Raw genomic sequence first — 17,063 nt, 5'->3', positions numbered from 1 at the left:
GCTCCAGCCTTGCCTCACCACGACCAGCGGTGGCTATGGGTCCCTGCTAGAGGCCGGGACGACGATGGTGGGCGTGGCGGCGACCTTCTCGGCTTCGACGTTCGGCTCGACGCCGCATGACCGGCGCCTATGCGAGACACTGGCGCGCGATGCTCGCGGTCAACGCCGCGGTGATGCTCGGCGTGTTCGTCCACAAGCTGACGCTGCCGCCTTACATCCCCTACATCCACCTGCTGGTCGACTATCATCACGGCTTCATCAAGCGCGCGCTGATCGGCGCCGTCGTGGGCCTGTTCACCACGAAGGTCCCGGTGTGGCTGGTGTTCGCGCTGGCCGGCGGCGTCTGGCTGATCACCTTCACCTTGTTCGTCCTGCTGTTCCGACGCACGTTCGGGCTCGATCGCAACCAGCTTCCGCTGTTCATCTTCACCGCCGGCTCGCCGTTCGTGTTCAAGAACTTCCTGTTCACGCTCGGGCATTTCGACATCTATGGCTGCTTAGGTGCGATTGTGCTGCTGCTTGTTCCGGCAAGCTCGCTGGCTTATGTGCTGCTCGCGGCGTTGATCTCGGCCGTACTCGTGCTGATCCACCACATCCATCTGCTGATGTACGTACCGACCATCACCGCCATCGTCGTGCTGCGCTACTACCTGACACGCCCGATCACGGGTCCGGACATCGTCGTCGGCGCGGTTGCACTTATCGGTCTCGGCGCGCTGTTCCTCGCGGCGCAATTCCTCGGCACGATGCCGTTGGCCGAGGCCGATTTCGTGGCCTACCTGAAAACGCGTATGATCGATCCGTCGCGCACCGAGCTATTGCAGTTCGCCTATGTCTGGTACCAACCGCTGGCGAAGGAAGTGCAGGACACCTGGGCACGATTGCCGTCGAACCTGCTCGGCCTGCCTGTCTATGCGCTGCTGCTCTGGCTTCATTTGCCGCTGTTGCGCGTCTTCAAGCAGCAGATCGACGCGTTGAGCACGCGGCGTCATCGCCAAATCGTCATCGCCGCGCTGGTCGTGATCAGTTCCGCCTATTTCGTGATGTTCGCGATGGTGTTCGACTATTCGCGCTGGATCTCGAGCTGGGTGGTCTGCATGGTGCTGATGCTGCACGCGGTGAAGACGCTTCCGGCCACCAAGCCGGTGGCGCTGATCGATGGCGACGATCGCAAGGCGACGATCCTCGGCTGGATCGTGACGGTCATCCCGCGCGTCGGCATCATCCGGCCGTTCTGACGATCAGCCGCGTGGGCGACGGATGCGGACATACAGCGCACCGGCGCCACCATGTCCGACATGGGCTTCCTCGAAACCGACAATGAGAGATCTGAATTCCGGCAGGCTCAGCCAATGCGGCACTTGGCGGCGGAGCACGCCGCGCTCCGGATCGGCGCCGATCGTGCCCTTGCCGGTGATGATGAGGACGAAGGTGAGGCCGTCATGCTGGGCGCGGTGGAGAAAGTGATGCAGCGCCTGGTGCGCACGGCTCTGGGTCATGCCGTGCAGGTCGAGCCGGGCATCGATCTCGCTGCGGCCCCGCGACAGCTTCGAGCGCTCCTTGCGGCCGAGCGAGACCAGCGGCGGGATGGCTGGCCGGATCGGCTTGGGAATGACGACGGAAGCGACCGGGCGTGGCGTCGTCAACGGCTTGTCGGCTTGCGGTTCGGCCGTCGCCATGGGCGGATGCGGGCGTGCCGGACGTTGCGCCTTGCGTAGCGGCTTCACCTGTCGCGCCACCGTCTCCCACAGCGCGCGCTCGTCCTCGGAGAGGCCGCGCTTGCGGCGGCCACGCGGAGGATCGGGGTCATGCGACATGGAGGCGGCGGTTCATGGATGATTGCGGTGACGCCTGCCATAACGCAATCGGCGGGAATTGCGATCACTTTCAAGCCGTGGCCGCGCCTCCGGCAGCGGCACGGGTGCGATGATGTTCTGCGCCACCGTGGTCGTCGCGCTCGCGCCGGCCGCCGGGGCAGGGGCCTTCGCATCCTTGACAGAGGAGGCGGCGGTGCTGGGCTGGTCCTGGCTCTTGGCCGGATCCTTTGACTGATCCTTCGCCGGCTCCGTCTGCGCGTCCTTGACCGGCTCCTTCGGCAGAACCTGCGGGAAAAGTTTCGCGATCCTCTCCGAAGGCCGCGCATCCGGCAGCGGCATCTTGCGGCCGCGCGCGACCGGATCGAGGCTCTTCGGCACCAGCATCACGAACTGGATGCTGTGCTTGAGCCGGCCTGAGACCTTGCCGGCCTCCTGTCCCGCGCCGAAATACAGATCGGCACGGGCAGGGCCCACGATCGCCGATCCCGTATCCTGCGCGATCATCAGCCGGTGGAACGGATTCTTCTGCTTCTCGGAGTCGATCGGCAGCTCGCCGGTGATGAAGAAGGGCGTGCCGTAGACGTGCAGCGACTTGTCGACGGCGATCGAGCGGCCCGGCGTCAGCGGAATGCCCTGCGCGCCGACGGCCTCGTCCTTCTCCGACAGCTGCACCTCGCGGAAGAAGATGTAGGAGCGGTTCATCCGGCGCAGCTCGTCGGCGCCTTGCGGATTCTGCTCCATCCATTCGCGGATCCGCTGCATCGACATCTGCTCGCGCGGAATGATGCCGCGCTCGATCAGGATGCGGCCAACCGGCGTGTAGGGATGGCCGTTATAGGCGTCGTAGTTGATGCGTACGGTGGAGCCGTCATCGAGGCTGATACGGGCGGAGCCCTGGATCTGCGCGAACAACAGGTCCGTCTGATTTCTCAGCCAAGCGATCTCCAGGCCACGCCCCTCGATGGCACCATCCTCGATCTCGGCGCGATCGTAATAGGGCACGAGCTTGCGCCGTCCGATCTTGCGATACACCGGGCCCTTGTTGGGCAGGCTCGCGGAGTCCTGCTTGAAGCCGCGGACGAAGAGGTTCGAGGGGCGGCGATAGACCGGAACGTTGTAGACCTCGTTCTGCGTCCGCGAGCCCTCGATCACAGGCTCGTAGTAGCCGGTGACGAAGCCGTCGGCGTCGCCGAGCTTGGAGATCTTCAGCGGCTCGAAATGGCGTTCGAAGAACGCGCGCGCCGCGGCGCTGTCGGCGAGCTCGGCGGTTCGTGCCTCACGGCAGGGATCGCGCAAGGAATCGCCGAGGGCCTTGTCCTCGGGCGTAGCGTCTGTCTTCGCGGCAATCGGCTTGCAGCTGGCGCGGAACGTCCGATAGGCCGCGAGCTGATCATCATCGTTCCAGCCGGGCACGTCGCTCCAGGACAGCGGTTGATACTGGCTGTTGGTGATCTCCATGGGCCAGTCGAGCTGCGGGTAGGGCAGGTGGCGCATCGGCGGGGAGGCCGCGCGGTGCCGCGCGCGAACCGCCTCCGCGGCATAGGGTGCGAGCGCAACGGCCGCGACGCTCAGAGCGAGCGCGGGAGTCCAATATCTGAGGCTGCGGGCGGTAAAAACCCGCTTCCAAATTTCGCGAACCATGCCAGCACCATCAAAGGATCACTCAACGCGAAATTCGGAAAAACAGAGTTAAGAAAATCTGGCTGCCGTTCGAATGTCTTTCTTTCGCGTGGGGGGTTCGCCGGCCGCGAACGCGACACCCCGACCCTCCGCGCCGGTGTCAATGGCTGCCGGTGCCGACCAGCTTCCAGTTCGGATCGCGCGAGCCGGTGTCGCGGGCGAAGGTCCAGATGTCGGTGATGTCGGCGACCTTGTCCGGGTTGCCATCGACGATATTGCCGGTCTTGTCGCGCGTCACCGAAATCATCTGCGAGACGAACCGCACGGTCAGCTGCGCCGTGCGGTCGCGCGCCTCCGCATTGACCAATTCGGCGGTGTCGATGGAGACGAAGCGCGTCTCGGTCTTCTGTTCGTTCTTCTCGCGATCCTTGATGACGGCGTCGAAGCTGTCATAGACCTCGGAGGACAGCAGGTCGCGCAATGCGCGGCGGTCGCCATTGGCAAAGGCCAGCACGATCATCTCATAGGCGCTGCGCGCGCCGGTGAGGAAATGGCGCGGATCGAACGAGGCGTCATTGGCGGCGATGGCATCGAGGCCGCGGGCGAGCGGTGTGCCCGGCTCGGCAATGCCGCGCCAGCGATCGCTCGGCGCGCCGAAGTCAGCGGCGCCCGTGCTCGGTCCCGCCGGATCGAGCGGGGCGCCGGGAACCGGCATGACATGGTTGTCGGGCGCACCCACGGCGTTCCGAGCCGTCCGATCGAACGGGGTTCGCTCGCTTCCCGTGCGCTGGCCCAGCACCGACCGCAAGCGCAGGAAGATGAAGACCGCCAGTCCCAGGAAGATGATGGTGTAAATATCCACGTCGTGTTCGCTTTCTGACTGACTCGTCTGGCCGGACGCGTGGTCTGGCCATCGGCTGCCCCGTTTAACAAGAACCGGGTAAAGACCCATGAATCGGTCCCATCTCCGGCAGATGTAGTCATCGAATTGGGCCGGGCCAATGGCACAAGATGGCACGCCCATCCTAACCCGTTTCAGCGCCTGGGGGAAATCCGATGACGGAGATCCGGGACCGGCTCAACTTGCCGGGGGCTTAAGGACGGTCGTAGAACGGTAACGTGCGACAAATGGCGTCAGACCGCGTTCGAACAACCATATTTGGGCACGACCCGAGCTTCCGACCGCTCGTCCTTGTGGAACAAGCCGGCCGTATGGTAGCCACGCGCCGCAACGAACCGCCCTTTGTGCCAGGAGAACACTTCGATGACCAACGGTAACGGCGCCACTCCCGAGGCGGCCCCTCCTCCTCAACTGAACGTGCTGGCGCAATACATCAAGGATCTCTCCTTCGAGAACCCGAACGCGCCTCAGTCGCTGGCGCCGCAAGGTCAGCCGCCGCAGATCAACATCCAGATCAATGTCGGCGCCAACGCCCTGGCCGAGACCGAGTACGAAGTGACCCTCACGATCGAGGGCAAGGCCGAGAGCGGCAGCCAAGTCATGTTCAGCTTCGAGTTGGTCTATGGCGGCGTGTTCCGGCTGGTCAATGTCCCCCAGGAGCATCTGTCGCCGATGCTGCTGATCGAGTGTCCGCGGCTGCTGTTCCCGTTCGCGCGCGAGATCGTTGCCAACTCTGTCCGCGACGGCGGCTTCCCGCCCTTGATGCTCGACCCGGTCGACTTCGTCAGCCTTTACCGCCAGAACATGGAACGTCAGGCCGCCGCTCAGGGCGTGCAGGGCCGCCCGAGCTGATCCGTTAAGACATTATTGGACGTGATTGACGGACGTGACCCGAGCCCCGGTTCGGGTCACGCTCCGGTGAGGAAGTCCATCCAGATGGGCTTGTCGCCCAGGGTGGCGACGAAGGCGCGATGCGCCTCCCGCTCGGCCTCGGTCACCCGGGGCGCCAGGGGAACATCGCGCTGACGGCGCGGCGTATCGCCGGCATTGCCGATGCGGATTTCCTGCGCATCCTGCGTCAGGATCAGCTGCGACTGACGCGCTCCGACCAGGTCGACATAGACTTCGGCCAACAGCTCCGCGTCGAGCAGGGCGCCGTGCTTGGTGCGGCGGGAATTGTCGATCGCATAGCGCGAGCACAGATCGTCGAGCCGGTTCGACACGCCCGGATGCTTGCGCCGCGCCAGCAGCAACGTGTCGACCAGGCGCTCCCGGGGAATCGCCGCGCGCTTCACACGGTCGAGCTCGGCGTTGATGAAGCCGATGTCGAACGAAGCGTTGTGGATCACCAGCGGCGCATCGCCGATGAACGCCAGGAAGTCCTCGACCACCTCGTGGAACAACGGCTTGTCGGACAGGAACTCGGTCGACAGCCCGTGGACGGCGAATGCCTCCGCCGGCATGTCACGTTGCGGATTGATATAGCGGTGGAACACCTGTCCTGTCGGCATGCGGTTGATGATCTCGACACAGCCGATCTCCACCAGGCGATCACCGCGCAAGGCGTCAAGGCCGGTGGTTTCGGTATCGAGAACGATCTCACGCATGGTCCGGTCCGCAGCTGCAACGGCGCCTTCGAATCAGCCGCGCCGCCGCGGCATCTTAACGACCTCGGCCAGGATGTCGCGGATGCGCGCGCGCACCGGGTCGAGGCCATGCGACGTATCCACCACGAAATCGGCCCGCTGGCGCTTCTCGGCATCGGGCATCTGCCGCGCCAGGAGCGCATCGAGCGCCGCCTCGGTCATCGTGCCACGCGCGAGGATACGCTGACGCTGGATCTCCGGCGACGTCGACACCACGACGACGGCGTCCACCCGCTTGTCGCCGCCGGTCTCGAACAGCAGCGGCACGTCGACAACGGCAACGGGGACGCCGGACTGCTCCGCCTGATCGAGGAACGCCTGGTGATAGGAGCGCAGCATCGGGTGCACGATGGCTTCGAGGCGGCGAATGGCCTCGGGATTGCCGACCACCTTGGCCGACAGCTTCGATCGATCGACCTTGCCGTCGACAGTCGTGCCGGGAAACGCCGCCTCGACCGCAGGCGCGGCCTCGCCCTCGTAGACTTTATGAACCGTCGCGTCGGCGTCATAGACGGGAACGCCGGCTTCGGCGAACAGCTTCGCCGTCGTCGACTTGCCCATGCCCATCGAGCCGGTCAGCCCCAGCACTCTCATCCGCATTCGCTCCAGTGATCAGCCTCGGCTGCTGTCAGAATTTGAGCAGCTTCGCTTCACGGAGGAAAGCCAGCAGCGGCAGCAGGGGCAGGCCGAGAATGGTGAAGTGATCGCCGTCGATGCGATCGAACAGATGCACGCCAAGGCCTTCGAGCTGATAGGCCCCGACGCTCGACAGCACGGCGTGGCCGGCGGTGTCGAGATAGCAGGCGACGTCACTCTCGGTCAGCGTCCGCATCGTCATCCAGGCAACGGCGACGTGGGAGAACAGCACCTCGCCGTTTCGGACGACCGATATGGCCGAATGCAGCGCATGCGTCCGCCCGGCCAGAGCCAGCAGCTGATGCATCGCCTGCTGCCGTCCGGCCGGCTTGTTGAACATGCGCTCGCCGAGCGCGAGCGTCTGGTCCGCACCGACGACATAGCAGCCAGGGTTAAGCGCCGAGACGGCCTTCGCCTTGGCGGTCGCCAAATGCAGCGCAATTTCATACGGCGCAACCAATCCGGCCTCGGCCTGAATTGCGCGCTCGTCGATATCCGCCGGCACCGCCTCGCAGGCGAGGCCGGCATTCTCGAGCAACATGCGCCGGGCCCGGCTCTGCGAAGCCAGCACCAGCGGCGCGTCACCACACCATAGGGTCATCGCAGTCCACTCATTCCGGCAGACGCTGCCGCTGCCGGTCGGAATAGAGTTTCAGGATCGCGGCCGCGGTCTCTTCGATCGAGCGCCGCGTCACGTCGAGCATCACCCAGTTGAACTTCGCACTGAGCTTGCGCGCATAGGCGACCTCATCGGTCACCGACTGCTTATCGACATAGTTCTCGTTGCCGCTTTCCGCACCCATGCTGAGCAGACGATTTTGCCGCACCTGGATCAGGCGCTCCGGCGTGGCGTGCAGGCTGACCACCAGCGGCTTCTTCAGGACCTCGAGCTGGTGCGGAATCGGGATGCCCGGGACCAGCGGCACGTTCGCGGTGCGCACACCACGATTGGCGAGATAGATCGAGGTCGGGGTCTTCGACGTCCTGGAGACGCCGACCAGCACGACATCGGCATCCTCCAGCCCGTCGACCATCTGGCCGTCGTCATGGAGCATCGTGTAGTTCAGCGCGTCGATGCGCGCGAAATATTCGGCGTTGAGCACGTGCTGCGCGCCCACGCGCCCGGCGGTCGAGGCGCCGAGATAGGCCTCGAAAAGCTGCATCACCGGGCCGATGATCGACAGGCTCGGGATATTGATCTGCTGGCACTTGGCCTCGAGCCTGGAGACCAGATCCTTCTCGAGCAAGGTGAACAGCACGATCCCCGGCGCTTCCTCGATCTCGTCGAGCACGCGATCGAGCTGCTTCTGGCTGCGCACCAGCGGGTAGACATGCTCCACCGGGGTCACGTTGGCGTATTGCGCGGCGACCGCTCGCGCGACCGTGATCAGGGTTTCGCCGGTCGAATCGGAAACCAGATGCAGGTGAAAGTAATTGCCGGTGGTGGGCATCAAATCCTTAACGATCTGTGAATCCCTGTGAAGGACGGGGCCAAAAAGCAGGCGACGGCTGACCCCTTTGGATAACCCCGAATCTTCTTCACATGCTCGCCGTCCAGGACAACTCACGTCCCCAGCCCAATGATATCGGGACGAGGCTCGTTTGTCTTGGGATAAGCTGTCGAGCAAAATCGGCAAGCATTTGAATCGCATTCGACTCCGGCAAGAGCCGGCGCTTGCTCAGGGCCTGTTGAAGGATGTGAACAAGCGGCTCGCAATCTGAGGACGGCGTTGCATGAGTCCAATCCACCGCTACCTAGACTCAAACCCTAAGATTCTAAAATTATTTGGTTTGGAAGCGATCGAGCCAGCGGATATGTCTCGCCTCCCAATGGTCACCATCCGGTTAAGGGATCGCGACATCCGATGTACGAGTGGATCAAGGCGCTGCACGTCATTGCGGTCATCGCGTGGATGGCCGGCATGCTCTATCTGCCGCGCCTGTTCGTTTATCATTGCGACGCGGAGATCGGCTCGAAGCAGTCCGAGACCTTCAAGGTCATGGAGCGACGCCTGCTGAAGGCGATCATCAATCCGGCGATCACCGTGACTTGGCTGGCCGGCCTCTACCTTGTGTGGGCCGGACACTGGTATACCAGCGGCTGGTTCCACGCAAAGTTCCTGCTCGTCCTGATCATGTCGGGCGTCCATGGCCTGTTCACCCGCTGGGTGCGGGAATTCGGCGAGGACAGGAATACGCGCAGCCAGAAATTCTATCGGATTATCAATGAGGTACCAACTGTTCTGATGATCGGCGTGGTGATTCTCGTGATCGTCAAGCCGTTCTGATCTGATCCTCGAGAATACCGCTCCGCCCGAGATGCCTTGCGAACGGCGGCGCAATTTTCTATATTAAGGTCATCCCACCCCACGCAGGCGGATGTGGTTGCGTTCCGGCTTGCCCGGCCGCCGCATCAGGTCTGGTGCCTCATTGGCGCCAACCTTGCTCAGACCTGCGGACCTCATTTTCGTCCGCCTTCCCCACAGCCACCTCGCATCCCTCCCAAGTCGCTTCCACAGGACCACCCCCAATGCGGGAAATCAAACTCCAGGACCTCAAGTCAAAGACGCCGGCCGAGCTCGTCTCCTTCGCGGAGGAGAATGGGGTCGAGAATGCCAGCACGATGCGCAAGCAGGAGCTAATGTTCGCCATCCTCAAGCAGCTCGCCATCCAGGAAACCGACATCATCGGTGAGGGCGTCGTCGAGGTTCTGTCCGACGGCTTCGGCTTCCTGCGTTCGCCCGACGCCAACTACCTGCCGGGCCCCGACGACATCTACGTCTCGCCCTCGCAGATCCGCCGCTTCGGCCTGCGCACCGGTGACACCATCGAGGGTCACATCCGTAGCCCGAAGGAAGGCGAGCGCTATTTCGCGCTGCTCAAGGTCAACACGCTGAACTTCGAGGATCCCGAGAAGTCCAAGCACAAGGTCAATTTCGACAATCTCACGCCGCTGTTTCCGGACGAGCGCTTCCGGCTCGAACTCGAGGATCCCACCCGCAAGGATCTGTCGCCGCGCGTCATCGACATCGTCGCACCGATCGGCAAGGGCCAGCGCGCGCTGATCGTCGCGCCGCCGCGCACCGGCAAGACGGTGCTGATGCAGAACATCGCGCATTCGATCACCGCCAATCATCCCGAGTGCTATCTGATCGTGCTTTTGATCGACGAGCGTCCCGAGGAAGTCACGGACATGCAGCGCTCGGTCAAGGGCGAGGTCGTGTCCTCGACCTTCGACGAGCCGGCCGCGCGTCACGTCCAGGTCGCGGAGATGGTGATCGAGAAGGCCAAGCGTCTGGTCGAGCACGGCCGCGACGTCGTCATTCTCCTGGATTCGATCACCCGTCTCGGCCGCGCCTACAACACGGTCGTGCCGTCTTCCGGCAAGGTGCTGACCGGCGGTGTCGACGCCAATGCGCTGCAGCGCCCGAAGCGCTTCTTCGGTGCCGCCCGCAACATCGAGGAAGGTGGCTCGCTGACCATCATCGCTACCGCTCTGGTCGACACCGGCAGCCGTATGGACGAGGTCATCTTCGAAGAGTTCAAGGGCACCGGTAACTCCGAACTCATTCTCGACCGCAAGGTCGCCGACAAGCGCACCTTCCCGGCGATCGACATCGCCCGCTCCGGCACCCGCAAGGAAGAGCTCATCACCGAGCCGCAGAACCTCAAGAAGATGTACGTCCTCCGCCGTATCCTCAACCCGATGGGCACCATGGACGCGATCGACTTCCTGCTCGATAAGCTCCGCAGCACCAAGAGCAATGCCGAGTTCTTCGAGTCGATGAACACCTGATCGCGGCTGCGATGACAGGATTTGGAGGGGCGCTCTTCGGAGCGCCCCTTTTTTTGCGACCCATTTCATGTGGGGACTCACGTGCTGGTCGACGTTTTGCGCACGATGTCCCACCGTCGTCATGCCAGGGCCTGACCCGGGCATCCATCTTCTCGCTGATCAGCAAGCCGATAGGGCACAGCGGGGCCTCAAGCTTCGAGACGCTGCTGCGCAGCTCCTCAGGATCAGGGTCTCGGGTTGCCGTGCGGCATGGCCATTCGGCGTAAAGCATGACCCCGCAAACCGATTGTCTTTCCGGCCCACTGCGCCCAACTGAGGCTCATGCATCCTCACGACCAGACCATCTTCGCACTGTCCTCCGGGCGACTGCCGAGCGCGATCGCCATCGTCCGGCTGTCGGGTCCACATGCAGGCGCCGCTCTTCAGATGTTGGCCGGGAAGATGCCGGCGCCGCGCCTGGTAACACGCGCGTTGTTGCGCGATCCCCAGGGCGAGCCGATCGACGATGCCGTGGTGCTGTGGTTTCCAGCCCCGGCTAGCGCCACCGGCGAGAACGTCGTCGAGCTCCACATCCATGGTAGCCGCGCGGTCATCGCGACGTTGTTCGGGGTGTTGTCCGAGACGCCCGAGCTACGTCCAGCAGAGCCGGGCGAGTTTACGCGGCGTGCGTTCGAGAACGGCAAGCTCGATCTGACCGAGGCCGAAGGTCTCGACGATCTCATTCATGCCGACACGGATCGCCAGCGGCGCCAGGCGCTGCGGCAGTTGAAAGGTTTGCTCGGTGACAAAGTGCGAAGATGGCGCGAGCAGATCATCGAAGCCGCGGCCCTGATCGAGGCCGGAATCGACTTCTCCGATGAAGGCGACGTGCCCGCGGAGCTGTTGGCGCCGGCGCTGTCGCGAGTTCAACAGCTCCTCTTAGAGATCGAAGCCGTGCTGGCAGCGCAGGGGCGGGCCGAGCGGCTCCGTGACGGTCTCACCGTCGTCATTGCTGGACCACCCAATGCTGGCAAATCGACCTTGATGAACCAGCTGGCGCGGCGCGAGGTGGCGATCGTCTCGCCCCAGGCCGGCACGACGCGGGATCTTATCGAAGTCCAGCTCGACCTCGACGGCTATCCGGTGACGGTGATCGACACCGCGGGCATCCGGGAGACCGACGATCCGGTCGAGCAGGAGGGTGTCCGGCGGGCGCGGGACCGCGCGGCTCACGCTGACCTGGTTCTTTGGTTGTCGGAGCACGACGGCGCCGAGGTGGAACGGCAAGGTGAAACGCCGCTCTGGCTGGTTCGGACGAAGACAGATCTGGACGGCGCAGAACGGGCCACACGGCCCGATACAAAGGCGAGCCGGACATTTGGGATCTCCGCAAGGAGCGGAGCAGGGATGGGGGCGCTGCTGGATGCTCTCGTGGGCTTCGCCCGCAACTTCTTTGGTTCGACCGAGAGCGGACTCATCACCCGGGAGCGTCAGAGACAATCCCTTCGGCAGACGGCTGATGCGCTTCAGCGAAGTCTGGACACGGTCGATCTTGGCGAGGAACTCGTCGCCGAGGAACTGAGGATCGCCGCGTTGGCCCTCGGCCGGCTGCTGGGGCGGGTCGATGTCGAGGATCTGCTCGATGTGATCTTCCGAGAGTTCTGCATCGGAAAGTAGATAGCGGAGACGCCATCGGCTCCGATATCCTTAAGCAAAGGTTGTTTGGTTAACCGATCGTCAAACGTTTCACGTGAAACAGGCATACGTCTCTCGGAGTTTCACGTGAAACACGGTCACCTTCGGCGATGTGCGCTGTTTCACGTGAAACATGGCGACGTGCCGAACTCCTTTTTCACGTGAAACGTCTTCCGGGCGTCGTCGCCAATCGCTAGATAAGCTGCCATGACCGAACATACATCCTACGACGTCATCGTCATTGGCGGTGGCCACGCCGGCTGTGAGGCCGCGGCCGCCTCCGCCCGCATGGGCGCGCGCACTGCCCTGGTCACGCATCGGTTCGCGACCATCGGCGCGATGTCCTGCAATCCTGCCATAGGCGGCTTGGGCAAGGGGCATCTGGTCCGCGAGGTCGACGCGCTCGACGGTCTGATGGGGCGGGTCGCAGACGCCGGCGGTATCCAGTTTCGGGTTCTGAACCGGCGGAAGGGACCGGCCGTCCGCGGTCCGCGCGCCCAGGCGGATCGCAAGCTCTATGCCGCCGCGATGCAGTCCGCGATCCGCGAGACCACCAACCTTGCGGTGGTCGAAGGAGAAGCGGATGACCTGATCGTTGTCGATGGTCGCGTGACAGGGATCAAACTGGCTGACGGCCGATCCCTGGCCTGTGGGGCGGTGGTGATCACCACCGGCACATTCCTGCGCGGCCTGATCCATCTCGGGGAGAAGACCTGGCCGGCCGGCCGGGTCGGCGAAGCGCCGGCGCTCGGCTTGTCGCGCTCGCTTGAAGCCATCGGCTTCAATCTGGGTCGTCTCAAGACCGGGACGCCGCCACGGCTCGACGGCACCACGATCGATTGGGGTGCGGTCGAGATGCAGACGGGTGACGATCCGGCCGAGCCATTCTCCGTGCTGACCGAGACGATCACGACGCCGCAGATCCAGTGCGGTATCACCCGGACGACGATCGCGACCCACGAGGTGATCCGCGCCAACGTCCATCGCTCGCCGATGTATTCCGGCCAGATCAAGTCGACCGGCCCGCGCTATTGCCCGTCCGTTGAGGACAAGATCGTCCGTTTCGGCGACCGCGACGGGCACCAGATCTTCCTCGAGCCGGAAGGGCTCGACGACTCCACGGTTTATCCCAACGGCATCTCCACCTCATTGCCGGAAGAGGTTCAGCTCGCGCTGCTTCCGACCATTCCAGGATTGGAGCGGGTCCGCATGATCCGTCCGGGCTATGCCATCGAATATGATCACGTCGATCCGCGCGAGCTCGAGCCGACCCTGCAAACCAAGCGGATGAAAGGTCTGTTTCTGGCCGGCCAGATCAACGGCACCACGGGATACGAGGAGGCCGCAGCCCAGGGTCTGGTGGCAGGTATCAACGCCGCGCTCGCCGCCGGAGGCGGAGCGCCGATCGTGTTCGATCGCGCCGACGGCTATCTCGGCGTCATGATTGACGACCTGGTGACCCGAGGCATCACCGAGCCGTATCGGATGTTCACCTCGCGCGCCGAGTATCGCCTGACCCTTCGCGCCGACAATGCCGATCAGCGGCTGACCGACAAGGGCATCGCGCTCGGCTGTGTCGGAGGTGAGCGGGTGCGTTTCCACCGACGCAAGCTGGCGGCGCTGCAGGCGGCGCGAGCTGTCGCGACGTCGCTGACGATCACGCCGAACGAGGCCGCGAAGCACGGGCTTACGCTCAACAGGGATGGCCAGCGCCGCTCGGCGTTCGAGCTGATGGCCTATCCCGAGATCGACTTCGCGAAGGTGCGGTCGATCTGGCCCGAGCTCGAAGCGATCGATCCGGTCGTAGCCACCCATCTCGAGATCGATGCCAAATATGACGTCTACGTCCGCCGGCAGAGCGAGGACGTCGACGCCTTCCGGCGCGACGAGGGCTTGGTGCTGGGCGACATTGACTATGCGATCGTCCCAGGTCTGTCGAACGAGGCGCGCGCCAAGCTGACCGCGGCGAAGCCGTGGACGATCGGGCAGGCCGGTCGGATCGATGGGATGACGCCGGCGGCGCTTGGAATTCTTGCGGCGTATCTTCGCCGCGAAGCTCGGCGCAACAAGGCTGCGAGCTGAGGAACGTTTCACGTGAAACCGACATCGTCCGCAGCGGCACGGAATGAGCTCGCATCTGACAAGGCGGCGGCTCTGGCGCTGACTCCCGTTTCACGTGAAACCGAGCGGCGCCTCGATCGCTACATCGCGTTGCTGCTGGAGTGGCAGGCCAAGACCAATCTGGTCGCGCCGTCCACCTTGCCGCATCTCTGGACGCGGCACATTTCGGATTCGCTCCAACTGCTCGATCTCGCGCCCGAGGCCAGCTTCTGGGTCGACCTCGGCAGCGGCGGCGGCTTCCCCGGCGTCGTGCTCGCTTGCGCGCTCGCCGAACGGCCCGGTGCAAAGGTCCATCTGGTGGAGCGCATCGCCAAGAAGGCGGCGTTCCTACGCGAAGCAATTCGCGTCACCGGCTCACCTGGGACAGTGCATTTGTCAGAGATCGGGGATATCGTGGAGAAGTGGAGCGGGCGAGTCGATTGCGTGACCGCACGCGCGCTGGCTCCGCTACACCAACTCGTCGGCTTTGCGGAGCCCTTGGTGAAAAAAGGCGCGAAAGCGCTGTTTCTCAAGGGTCAAGATGTAGATGCGGAATTGACCGAATCTACCAAGTATTGGAAAATTGAGCCGAAACTTCATTCCAGCCGGACGGGCGGGCAGGGCTGGATCGTCGCAATCGATTGCATCGAGCGACGAAGCTGAATACCCGCAGCAACAACCATGGCGACCGCGCATGTCCGTAATTGATCAGATTTATCAAGAAGATAGGGCTCCGCACCCAGAGGGGCATCCGCGCATCCTGGCGCTCGCCAACCAGAAGGGCGGGGTCGGCAAGACCACGACCGCGATCAATCTCGGCACTGCGCTGGCCGCGATCGGCGAGCGCGTGCTGATCGTTGATCTCGATCCCCAGGGCAACGCCTCCACGGGTCTCGGCATCGACCGCGGCAGCCGCAACTGCTCGACCTATGACGTCCTGATCGGCGAAGCCTCGCTGCGCGACGCCGTGGTCGCTACCGCTGTGCCGCGGCTGCACATCGCGTCCTCGACCATGGACCTGTCAGGCCTCGAGCTCGAGCTCGGCACCAGCGCCAACCGCGCCTTCCGTCTGCGCGACGCGATCGCCGGCCTCAACAACAACGTCTCGCCGGAGAACGACTACACCTATGTGCTGGTCGACTGCCCGCCGTCGCTGAACCTGCTGACGGTCAATGCGATGGCCGCATCGGATGCGATCCTGGTGCCGCTGCAGTGCGAGTTCTTCGCACTCGAAGGTCTGTCGCAGTTGCTGCAGACCGTGGAGCAGGTGCGCTCGACCCTGAACCCGAACCTGTCGATCCACGGCATCGTGCTGACCATGTTCGACTCGCGCAACAACCTGTCCAACCAGGTCGTCGCCGACGTCCGCCAGTTCATGGGATCGAAGGTCTACAACACGATGATCCCGCGCAACGTCCGCATCTCGGAGGCGCCGTCCTACGGCAAGCCGGTGCTGGTGTATGACCTGAAATGCGTCGGCAGCGAAGCCTATCTCAAGCTCGCGACCGAGGTCATCCAGCGCGAGCGCGACCTGCGCGCCAACTAACCGAGTGCCATGGCGCCGGCCGACATCACGTCAGCCGGACCTCGATCGAGGATGACGGCGAATACCGGCAGCGGGATTCGCAATCCCTTTTCATTGCGCCGACGCCGCGGTTCGGCAGCAGGACGCAAGTGGAGCGTGACGTGAATCCAAAGGAGAAGGCGATGGCGGACGAGTCGCGATCGCGTTTGGGCCGGGGCCTGGCCAGTCTGATCGGTGACGTGAACCGCGAGGCCGGCGCGCCGCCGGAGCGGCCGCGCAATCAGCGCAAGGTGCCGATCGAGTTTCTCAAGCCGAACCCGCGCAACCCGCGCAAGACGTTTTCCGACGGCGAACTCGCCGAGCTCTCGGCTTCGATCAAGCAGCACGGCGTGATCCAGCCGATCGTGGTGCGTCCGATCAAGGGCCAGCAGGATCGCTACGAGATCATCGCCGGCGAGCGCCGCTGGCGGGCGTCGCAGGCCGCCGGCCTGCACGAGGTGCCGATCGTCCCGGTCGACGTCAGCGACAGCGATGCGCTGGAGCTCGCGATCATCGAGAACGTGCAGCGCGAGGACTTGAACCCGATGGAGGAGGCGCAGGGCTATCACGCGCTCGCCAACGAGTTCAAACGCAACCAGGAAGAGATCGCCAAGATCGTCGGCAAGAGCCGCAGCCACGTCGCCAACATGATGCGGCTGACCAAGCTGCCGGCCGAGGTGCAGGGCTTCATCGCCACCGGCGAGATTTCCGCCGGCCATGCGCGCGCGCTGATCAATCTGCCGGACCCGTTGACGGCGGCGAAGAAGATCATCGCCGAGGGTTTGAACGTCCGCCAGACCGAGGCGCTCGCGCATGAGGAGGGTGTGCCCGAGCGCAAGCCGCAGAAGCCGCGCAGCGCCGGCGGCAGCGCCGCGCCCGAGAAAAAGGACGCCGACACGCTCGCGTTGGAGAAGCGCGTCGGCGATGCGCTCGGCCTCACCCTGTCGATCAGCCACCGCGACCCCGGCGGCACCGTGCAGATCACCTACCGCAGCCTCGAGCAGCTGGATGAGGTGATGCGGCGGCTGGAGCAGGGTTAGGTGTCAGCTCGGACCCGCTAACTGCGTCGCCGCGATTTCCTCCCTCGAGGCTCCTGTTAGGTCGTTCTGCTCTCACCTTTGTCATGGCCGGGCTCGACCCGGCCATCCATCTTTCAGAAACCCCAAGTTGATGGATGCCCGGGCCTTCGCCGCGCCGAAGCGGCTTCGGCCGCGCAGGCGGGTCAAGCCCGAGCATGACGAGCTATTAGTCCAAAGTAATTGCAGCTCTTTCGTCCGTCATTGCGAGCGCAGCGAAGCAATCCAGGGGC

Annotated in this window: 16 protein-coding genes; 9 read left to right on the top strand and 7 right to left on the bottom strand. The window is 64.1% G+C overall.

Annotated features, from left to right (window positions below):
* Positions 1–116: 116 nt before the first annotated feature.
* The gene (locus BRADO_RS00995) at positions 117–1,238 is read left to right on the top strand and encodes a hypothetical protein (protein WP_011923460.1); all 1,122 of its coding nucleotides are present in this window, start codon (positions 117–119) and stop codon (positions 1,236–1,238) included.
* A gap of 3 nt (positions 1,239–1,241) precedes the next feature.
* Here the strand turns inward: BRADO_RS00995 and BRADO_RS00990 are convergent, their stop codons facing one another.
* The 3 genes from BRADO_RS00990 to BRADO_RS00980 all read right to left on the bottom strand — a co-directional run bounded on the left by BRADO_RS00990 (position 1,242) and on the right by BRADO_RS00980 (position 4,299).
* Positions 1,242–1,817: a Smr/MutS family protein gene (locus BRADO_RS00990; protein ID WP_011923459.1), complete on the bottom strand. Its 576-nt coding sequence runs from the start codon at positions 1,815–1,817 to the stop codon at positions 1,242–1,244.
* 12 nt (positions 1,818–1,829) lie between these two features.
* Positions 1,830–3,458: a murein transglycosylase A gene (locus tag BRADO_RS00985; protein ID WP_011923458.1), complete on the bottom strand. Its 1,629-nt coding sequence runs from the start codon at positions 3,456–3,458 to the stop codon at positions 1,830–1,832.
* Between the two features lie 139 nt (positions 3,459–3,597).
* The gene (locus BRADO_RS00980; protein ID WP_011923457.1) at positions 3,598–4,299 is read right to left on the bottom strand and encodes a Tim44/TimA family putative adaptor protein; all 702 of its coding nucleotides are present in this window, start codon (positions 4,297–4,299) and stop codon (positions 3,598–3,600) included.
* A 402-nt stretch (positions 4,300–4,701) separates the two neighbouring features.
* On the opposite strand from BRADO_RS00980, the gene secB reads away from it, so the two are divergent.
* On the top strand, positions 4,702–5,190 hold the full coding sequence (gene secB / locus BRADO_RS00975; RefSeq protein ID WP_011923456.1) for a protein-export chaperone SecB: 489 nt from the start codon (positions 4,702–4,704) through the stop codon (positions 5,188–5,190).
* Between the two features lie 56 nt (positions 5,191–5,246).
* Here the strand turns inward: secB and dnaQ are convergent, their stop codons facing one another.
* From dnaQ to BRADO_RS00955, 4 genes are read right to left on the bottom strand one after another with little or no spacing between them, the layout of a single operon-like run.
* Positions 5,247–5,945, bottom strand: a complete 699-nt coding sequence (dnaQ, locus tag BRADO_RS00970; RefSeq protein WP_008965558.1) for a DNA polymerase III subunit epsilon — start codon at positions 5,943–5,945, stop codon at positions 5,247–5,249.
* A gap of 33 nt (positions 5,946–5,978) precedes the next feature.
* A complete protein-coding gene (gene coaE / locus BRADO_RS00965; RefSeq protein ID WP_041755961.1) occupies positions 5,979–6,578 on the bottom strand; it encodes a dephospho-CoA kinase in 600 nt (199 codons plus the stop codon).
* Between the two features lie 34 nt (positions 6,579–6,612).
* On the bottom strand, positions 6,613–7,221 hold the full coding sequence (locus BRADO_RS00960; protein WP_011923454.1) for a Maf family protein: 609 nt from the start codon (positions 7,219–7,221) through the stop codon (positions 6,613–6,615).
* Between the two features lie 10 nt (positions 7,222–7,231).
* On the bottom strand, positions 7,232–8,071 hold the full coding sequence (locus BRADO_RS00955) for a pyruvate, water dikinase regulatory protein (protein ID WP_011923453.1): 840 nt from the start codon (positions 8,069–8,071) through the stop codon (positions 7,232–7,234).
* A gap of 414 nt (positions 8,072–8,485) precedes the next feature.
* Between BRADO_RS00955 and hemJ the strand changes: the two genes are divergently transcribed.
* The 7 genes from hemJ (at position 8,486) to BRADO_RS00920 (ending at position 16,794) form a co-directional block, all read left to right on the top strand.
* Positions 8,486–8,908, top strand: coding sequence for a protoporphyrinogen oxidase HemJ (hemJ, locus tag BRADO_RS00950; protein WP_011923452.1), 423 nt, complete (start codon positions 8,486–8,488; stop codon positions 8,906–8,908).
* A 242-nt stretch (positions 8,909–9,150) separates the two neighbouring features.
* Positions 9,151–10,416, top strand: a complete 1,266-nt coding sequence (gene rho / locus BRADO_RS00945) for a transcription termination factor Rho (RefSeq protein ID WP_008965552.1) — start codon at positions 9,151–9,153, stop codon at positions 10,414–10,416.
* Between the two features lie 321 nt (positions 10,417–10,737).
* A complete protein-coding gene (gene mnmE / locus BRADO_RS00940) occupies positions 10,738–12,072 on the top strand; it encodes a tRNA uridine-5-carboxymethylaminomethyl(34) synthesis GTPase MnmE (protein ID WP_011923451.1) in 1,335 nt (444 codons plus the stop codon).
* 225 nt (positions 12,073–12,297) lie between these two features.
* Positions 12,298–14,172: a tRNA uridine-5-carboxymethylaminomethyl(34) synthesis enzyme MnmG gene (gene mnmG, locus BRADO_RS00935; RefSeq protein ID WP_011923450.1), complete on the top strand. Its 1,875-nt coding sequence runs from the start codon at positions 12,298–12,300 to the stop codon at positions 14,170–14,172.
* 12 nt (positions 14,173–14,184) lie between these two features.
* On the top strand, positions 14,185–14,853 hold the full coding sequence (gene rsmG / locus BRADO_RS00930) for a 16S rRNA (guanine(527)-N(7))-methyltransferase RsmG (protein ID WP_011923449.1): 669 nt from the start codon (positions 14,185–14,187) through the stop codon (positions 14,851–14,853).
* A 31-nt stretch (positions 14,854–14,884) separates the two neighbouring features.
* Positions 14,885–15,736, top strand: coding sequence for a ParA family protein (locus BRADO_RS00925; protein WP_008962283.1), 852 nt, complete (start codon positions 14,885–14,887; stop codon positions 15,734–15,736).
* A 161-nt stretch (positions 15,737–15,897) separates the two neighbouring features.
* Positions 15,898–16,794, top strand: coding sequence for a ParB/RepB/Spo0J family partition protein (locus tag BRADO_RS00920; protein WP_041757255.1), 897 nt, complete (start codon positions 15,898–15,900; stop codon positions 16,792–16,794).
* Positions 16,795–17,063: the final 269 nt, after the last annotated feature.

The sequence above is a fragment of the Bradyrhizobium sp. ORS 278 genome, from assembly GCF_000026145.1.
In the GTDB taxonomy this organism is placed as follows: domain Bacteria; phylum Pseudomonadota; class Alphaproteobacteria; order Rhizobiales; family Xanthobacteraceae; genus Bradyrhizobium.
Note: the sequence above shows the minus strand (reverse complement) of the source record. Positions and strands in the feature narration are given on the sequence as shown.